The sequence below is a fragment of the Micrococcus sp. HMSC31B01 genome (assembly GCF_001816085.1).
Classification (GTDB): domain Bacteria; phylum Actinomycetota; class Actinomycetes; order Actinomycetales; family Micrococcaceae; genus Micrococcus; species Micrococcus luteus.
In genome coordinates this window covers 1-6,551 of sequence record NZ_KV825316.1, presented here as the reverse complement: position 1 = coordinate 6,551, position 6,551 = coordinate 1, and the positions used below count along the sequence as shown (strand labels likewise).

The following is a 6,551-nucleotide window of genomic DNA, read 5'->3' as shown; positions in this document are numbered from 1 at the left end:
GGATCGTGGACCGCGAGGTGCGCGGCGTCGTGGTGGCGAGCTTCGCGCTGGCCGCGGACGGGACCCTGCGCGGGGCCGCGTCGATCGACGACCCCATGACCGTCAAGGCCGCCCGGCGCATCATCGACCGGGGGATCGTGGTGGACGCCGCCGCGCTCGCGGACCCGGCCGTGCCGGTCAAGTCGCTGGCGCGGGGGTGAGGGCGCCCGTTTCGTCAACGAAAGCGGTCAGGTGCCGCAGTAGGTGACGAACGGGGCCCCGTCCGCCGGACCCGGCTCCGCGTACCGCTCGAACCCGGGGCGCGGGGTGAAGGGATCCGTGACGGCCTCGAGCAGCCGGTGGACCGGGGCGAGGTCCCCGCCCTCCGCGGCCGTCAGGGCCTCGTCGAGCAGGTGGTTCCGCGGGATGTAGACGGGGTTCACCGCGCGCATCCGGGCCGGATCGGGACCCATCGCCCGCCAGTCCGCGAGCCAGGCGGCGAGCCCCGCGGGGTCCGGAGCGCCGGGGACGAGTCGTGCCGCCTCGGTGCGCGCCGCGTCGTCGTCCACGGGCGCCGCCGTGTGCTCGGCCAGCCGCACCCAGAACGAGGTCCAGTCGGCCCGCGCCGCGGCCAGCCACGGGAACAGGCGGTCGGTGAGCGCGGCGACGTCGTCCTCCGCCACCGACGCCGGGAGACCGAGCTTGTCCCGCAGTCCGCCCCGCCACGCCGCGAGATGGGCGCCGTGGAACCTGCCCAGCGCCTCCTGGGCGAGCGCGACGGCGCGGTCGGGGTCGTCGTCGAGCACGGGCACGAGGGCCTCGCCGAGCCGGGCGAGGTTCCACGCCGCGATGGGCCCCTGATTGCCGTACGCGTACCGGCCCTGGGTGTCGATCGAGGAGAAGCTCGCGGCCGGATCGAAGGCGTCGATGAACGCGCAGGGGCCGTAGTCGATAGTCTCGCCGGACAGGGTCATGTTGTCCGTGTTCATCACACCGTGCACGAAGCCGACGAGCATCCAGCGGGAGACGAGCTCGGCCTGCGCGGCGATCACCGCCTCGTAGAGCGCGAGCGCGGGGTGCTCGGCGTCGGTGGCGTGCGGGTGGTGGCGGGCGATGGCCTCGTCGACGATCCGGCGCAGCACCTCCGTGGGGTGCGCCTGCTCGGGGAGGGCCGCGGCGTACTGGGCCGTGCCGACGCGCAGGTGCGACGCGGCCGTCCGGGCCAGCACCGCGCCCGGCAGCACGGTCTCGCGGCGGACCGGGTGGCCCGTGGCGACGACGGCGAGCGCCCGCGTGGTCGGCACGCCGAGGGCGTGCATCGCCTCGGAGACCACGTACTCGCGGAGCATGGGGCCGAGCACGGCCTGCCCGTCGGCGTTGCCGCGCGCGAAGGGCGTGCGACCGGAGCCCTTGAGATGCAGGTCGTGGAGCCGACCGTCCGGGGCCGTGAGCTCGCCGAGGAGGAGGGCGCGCCCGTCACCCAGGCGGGGGGAGTAGTGGCCGAACTGGTGGCCCGCGTACGCCTGCGCGACCGGCCGCGCGTGCGGGCCGGGCTGCTCGCCGGTGAGGAAGCGGACGCCGTCGTCGCTGGCGAGCCACTCGGCGTCGAGGCCGAGCTCCGCCGCGAGGCCGGCGTTGAGCAGGACGAGTTGCGGGCCGTCCGTGACCTGGGCCTGCCAGGGCAGGGCGAGCTCGGGGAAGGTGTCGGCGAAATGCGAGCTCAGGGTGGGGGCGGACGTGGTCATGGGGCCACGCTACGTGGGGGAGCACGGGTGTTCACGGGCCGACTCCCACCGGGCCCGTCCTTTCGAGGCGGGAAATCGACCCCATGGGCGTGGACCAGAGTGCTATGAGCTGGATTTCCCGCCTCGAAACGAGGGGCCGTGGCGGGCCGCGGGGGCCGTGGATCTCACCGGGTCACCCACCGAACTCGGCCGCCCGGCGCCGCACCCGCGCGACGACGTCCGCGTAGTCGTCCCGGGCGTCGGCCCACATGACCTTGATCGAGAGCCAGTCGTGGTCGGCGCACCAGCGGTCGCGCAGCACGTCTCGGGCCTGCTGCTCGGCGGTGCGGTGGTGCTCGCCGTCGTATTGCAACGCGAGGCGCCACTGCCGATACCCGAGGTCGACCGTCGGAGCGCGGCGGTCTGACGGGTCCAGCCGGCACTGCACCTCGGGCTCCGGCAGCCCGGCGTCGACGAGCGCCAGCCGCAGACGCGTCTCGCGCGGCGAATCCGCCCCCACGCGCATCCTCGCCAGCGCTGCCCGGGCCAGTCCGCGCCCCCGGAAACGTCCCCGTTCGGCCAGCGATCGGACGAGCTCCTCCGGGGTGTAGGCGGGAGCCCCGCGTCCGCCGCCGGGCAGCCACGGCGGGCAGAGCAGCGCGTCACCGGCGGCGACGACGTCCCGCTCGGTGAGCGCCGACCGTGCCGCGCACAGGTCCCACAGCGTGCGGGCCGGCGTCGTCACGAGCACGCCGCCCCGCGTCATCCGCTGTCCCTCCGGCACCTCGATGCGGTGCGGCACCAGACCCGCCTGGACCGGCCGGCCGCCCGAGGTGCCGACGCTGACGTGCACCGCACCGGGGGCCAGCAGCCGTGCGGGCACGGTCAGGCCGTGCAGGCGGGCGGCGGTCTCATGGCTGACGACGACGCCGGGGTGGCGCCGCTGGTACGCGCGGACCTCGTCCATCGTCCACTCACGGACGGAGGCCGCCGCAGGGCCGGCCGGCCCGTAGATGCCGTGGCGCAGCCGCCGCAGGTCTGAGGACTGCAGTCGGGACCACGTCACACCCGCCCGGCGCGCGTCGTCGACCGTGAAGGCGGCGGGGTCGATCGACGGCGGCAGCGGGGCGGGACGACGGGGCATGCGGCGAGCGTGCCCCGTCGCTCCGCGTCCCGAGACGGACGAGCGGGGGCCTGGGGACGCACGAGGGGGCCCGGCGTGGTTGTGCAGGAGGCGGTGGCGTCCCCCGGGGCGCCGGCCCCGAGCCATTCGAGGCGGGAAATCCACGTCATGGGCCAGGATCGGACGTCCATGGGGTGGATTTCGCGCCCCGAAGTGAGGGGATGACCAGGTCAGTACGACGCGCGGGGCGCGCCCTCCCCGTCGGCCGCGGCGTCGCTCGGAGCCGGGCACCAGCGGTCGGCGAGGGCCTCGGCGGCGCGGGCCAGCAGGGCGACGTCGGCGCCCACGTTGACGTAGTCCGCACCGGCGGCGGCGTAGGCGTCGGCCTGCGCGGGCACGAACGCATTGACGCCCACGAACTTCCCGGCGGCCTTGACCTTCGTGATGACCTCCTCGACCGCGGCCACCACCTCCGGATGTGACTGCTGGCCGAGCAGGCCCAGGGACGCGGAGAGGTCCGAGGGGCCGATGAAGACGCCGTCGATCCCGTCCACCGCCGCGATCCCGTCCGCGTTGCGCACGCCGGCGGCCGTCTCGATCTGCACGATCACGGAGACGTGGTCCGCCGCGCCGGGCAGGTAGCCGGGGATCCGGTTCCAGCGGCCGGAGCGTGCCAGGGCGGAGCCCACGCCGCGCACCCCGCCCTCGGCGGAGCCGTCCGGGTAGCGGGCGGCGGCCACGGCGCGGCGGGCCATCGCGGCGTCGTCGACCATGGGCACCAGCAGCGTCTGGGCGCCCAGGTCCAGGAACTGCTTGATGGCCACGGTGTCCAGCGCCGGCACGCGCACCAGGGTGGGCACGCGGTAGCCGGCGATCGTGCGCAGCTGGGCGAGGACGTCCTGCAGGGTCAGCGGGGCGTGCTCGGCGTCGATGAGCAGGTAGTCGAGGCCCGCGCCGGCGCAGATCTCCGCCGTCGTCGGGTCCCCCGAGGAGAGGAACATGCCGGCGGCGGGGCGGCCCCCACGGGCGGCGACGGCCTCGGGCGTGAAGAGGTCGCGGAACAGCGGCTGCGGGTTGTGGCGGACGGGCATGGGACGTTCCTTCGGGGTTCTCCGCGCCCTCCACCCGACGCGGGTTGAGTTGTCGCGGGTGGAGCGGGGTCGTACTGGTGATAGGTCAACCCGCGTTGCGGGCGGGCGGGGCGGGGCGACGACGGCGGGCGGCTCAGGCGAAGCGGCAGGTGATGGTGCCCAGCGGGCCGTAGTCGGCGTAGACGGTGTCGCCCTCGTGCACCCACATCGGGCGGGTGAAGGAGCCGGCGAGCACGATCTCACCGGCCTCGAGCGCGTCCCCGTGCCCGGCGATGCGGTTGGCCAGCCAGTGCACGCCGTTGGCCGGGTGGTTCAGGACGCCCGCGGCCACCCCGGTCTCGATGATCTCCTCGTTGCGGGAGAGGATGCCGGACACCCAGCGCAGGTCCACGTCGTGCACGCCCACGGGGCGGCCACCGATCACCAGGGAGCCCAGGGCGGCGTTGTCCGAGATGGTGTCCGTGATGGTGCGGCCGGCCATCTCGATGCGCGAGTCCAGCACCTCCAGCGCGGGCACCACGTACTCGGTGGCGCGCAGCACGTCCATCAGGTTCAGGCCGGGCCCGCGCAGCTCGTCCCGCAGCACGAACGCCAGCTCCATCTCGATGCGCGGATGGGTGTACTTCTTCCACTCGTACACGTGGCCGGACTCGAACACCTGGTCGTCGAAGATCACGCCGTAGTCCGGCTCGTCGATCCCGGTCGCGTCCTGCATGGCCTTGGAGGTCAGGCCGATCTTGTGGCCCACCTTGCGGCGGCCCGCCTCGACCTGGCGCTCGGCCCAGATGCGCTGGACGGCGTACGAGTCCTCGATCTCCATCTCCGGGTAGCGCGCGGTCAGCCGCGGCACCGGCACGCGGTCGATGCCCGCGCGGTGCAGCTCATCGGCGATCTTGACGTGGGTCTCGTGGTCCAGCACAGCGGTCTCCTTCACGACGACGGGCAGGGGCCTGACCTTGATCGTATACGATTACGCGGCTCGGCCCCCGGCCCCGTCGCCATCCTGTCACCGCCCCGGATCAGTCCGGGGTGCGCGTCCCGATGCCCAGCCCGGGCTGGCGGCGGTGCACCGTGAGCCAGGCCAGCCCCCCGACGCCCGTCTGCGAGGCGGGACACCCCTGCTCCCCACGCTTTGAGGCGGGAAATCGAGCTCAAACTGGCCCTCCTGGCTCGAATGAGATGGATTTTCCGCCTCGAACGGCGCGGGGCGGGGAGACGCGGAGGGTGGCAGGGAGGGCGGACGCCGACGGCGGGCACCTGCGTTGGGTGCCCGCCGTCGTCGTGGTGTCCCGGAGCGGTGCCGGCAGTGCCGGTCAGAGCTGGTTGCCGAGCTTGTACTCGCCCTGCTTCCACTCCGGCATGGACTCCTCGCCCTGCCCCTCGCGGGTGTAGGAGAAGCCGTCGGCGCCGATGGTCACGGCCATCTCCGAGTCGTCGGTGCGGGAGACCAGCGGCTGCAGGTTGCCGTCGAGGTCCAGCACGCGGGAGGCGTCGGTGTACCAGGACGGCACGACCGGGGTGCCCCACCAGTCGCGGCGCTGGTTGTCGTGCACGTCCCAGGTGACCACGGGGTTGTCCGGGTCACCGGTGTAGTAGTCCTGGGTGTAGACCTCCACGCGGTGGCCGTCCGGGTCACGCAGGTAGAGGTAGAACGCGTTGGAGACGCCGTGGCGACCCGGGCCGCGCTCGATGTGGTCGGACATGCGCAGGGCGCCGAGCTTGTCGCAGATCGCCAGGATGTTGTGCTTCTCGTGCGTGGCGAAGCACACGTGGTGCATCCGGGGGCCGTCGCCGCCGGTCATGGCGGTGTCGTGCACGGTGGGCTTGCGGCGCATCCACGCGGCGTAGACGGTGCCGTTCTCGTCCTGGATGTCCTCGGTGACGCGGAAGCCCAGGTCCTGCATGTAGCGGGCGGCGCGCGGCACATCCGGGGTCACCTGGTTGAAGTGGTCCAGGCGGACCAGGGCGCCCGGGGTGTAGAGGTCGTAGCGCCAGGCCAGGCGCTCCACGTGCTCGACGTCGTGGAAGAACTCGTAGGGGAAGCCCAGCGGGTCCTCGACGCGCACGGAGTCGCCGACGCCCTTGACGAAGCCGTCCTTCCGACGCTCGACGCGGCAGCCCAGCTCCTCGTAGAAGGCGACCGCCTTGTCCAGGTCCTCGGGGGTGCGCACGCGGTAGGAGAACGCGGCCACGGCGGCGGTCTCGCCCTGGCGCAGCACCAGGTTGTGGTGGATGAACTCCTCCATGGAGCGCAGGTAGACGGTCTCCTCGTCCTCCTCGGTGACCACGAGGCCGAGCACGTCCACGTAGAACTCGCGGGACTGGGCGAGGTCCGTGACCACGAGCTCCATCGAGGCGGAGCGCAGGATGTCCGGCGCCTCGGACGTCGGGGTGGGGAGGGGGTTCTCCGGGTCGATGGGGACTTCCTTGGTGACGAAGAAGCCGGAGGAGGTCTTCTGGCGGCTCTCGAGGTTGGTCATCGGTGCTCCTTGGTGAGGGGGCGGTGCGCTGTGGCCTGGGACACGGTCAGTGGCTCGATCGTATACGATCCGGGCGACCGACGGAAAGGCTCTCGAGGAACGCGGGTTGAGTTGTCGCGGGTCCGGGGCGCCCGCACCCGCGACAACTCAACCC

General features: G+C 73.3%; 6 protein-coding genes. 1 reads left to right on the top strand and 5 read right to left on the bottom strand.

Features of this window, described 5'->3' with window-relative positions:
- Positions 1–200: oxidoreductase C-terminal domain-containing protein (locus HMPREF3105_RS10155; RefSeq protein WP_305791347.1), on the top strand; the 200-nt coding region annotated here is incomplete at its 5' end.
- A 27-nt stretch (positions 201–227) separates the two neighbouring features.
- Here the strand turns inward: HMPREF3105_RS10155 and HMPREF3105_RS10150 are convergent.
- The 5 genes from HMPREF3105_RS10150 to hpaD form a co-directional block, all read right to left on the bottom strand.
- Positions 228–1,724 carry a protein adenylyltransferase SelO gene (locus tag HMPREF3105_RS10150; RefSeq protein ID WP_070709506.1) on the bottom strand — a complete coding sequence of 499 codons (1,497 nt, stop codon included), beginning with the start codon at positions 1,722–1,724 and terminating at the stop codon, positions 228–230.
- 172 nt (positions 1,725–1,896) lie between these two features.
- On the bottom strand, positions 1,897–2,847 hold the full coding sequence (locus HMPREF3105_RS10145) for a hypothetical protein (RefSeq protein ID WP_070709504.1): 951 nt from the start codon (positions 2,845–2,847) through the stop codon (positions 1,897–1,899).
- A gap of 209 nt (positions 2,848–3,056) precedes the next feature.
- Complete coding sequence (locus tag HMPREF3105_RS10140; RefSeq protein ID WP_070709502.1) at positions 3,057–3,917, bottom strand: HpcH/HpaI aldolase family protein; 861 nt, start codon at positions 3,915–3,917, stop codon at positions 3,057–3,059.
- A gap of 133 nt (positions 3,918–4,050) precedes the next feature.
- Positions 4,051–4,836 carry a 2-keto-4-pentenoate hydratase gene (locus HMPREF3105_RS10135; RefSeq protein ID WP_070709501.1) on the bottom strand — a complete coding sequence of 262 codons (786 nt, stop codon included), beginning with the start codon at positions 4,834–4,836 and terminating at the stop codon, positions 4,051–4,053.
- A 394-nt stretch (positions 4,837–5,230) separates the two neighbouring features.
- Complete coding sequence (gene hpaD, locus HMPREF3105_RS10130; RefSeq protein ID WP_070709499.1) at positions 5,231–6,397, bottom strand: 3,4-dihydroxyphenylacetate 2,3-dioxygenase; 1,167 nt, start codon at positions 6,395–6,397, stop codon at positions 5,231–5,233.
- Positions 6,398–6,551: the final 154 nt, after the last annotated feature.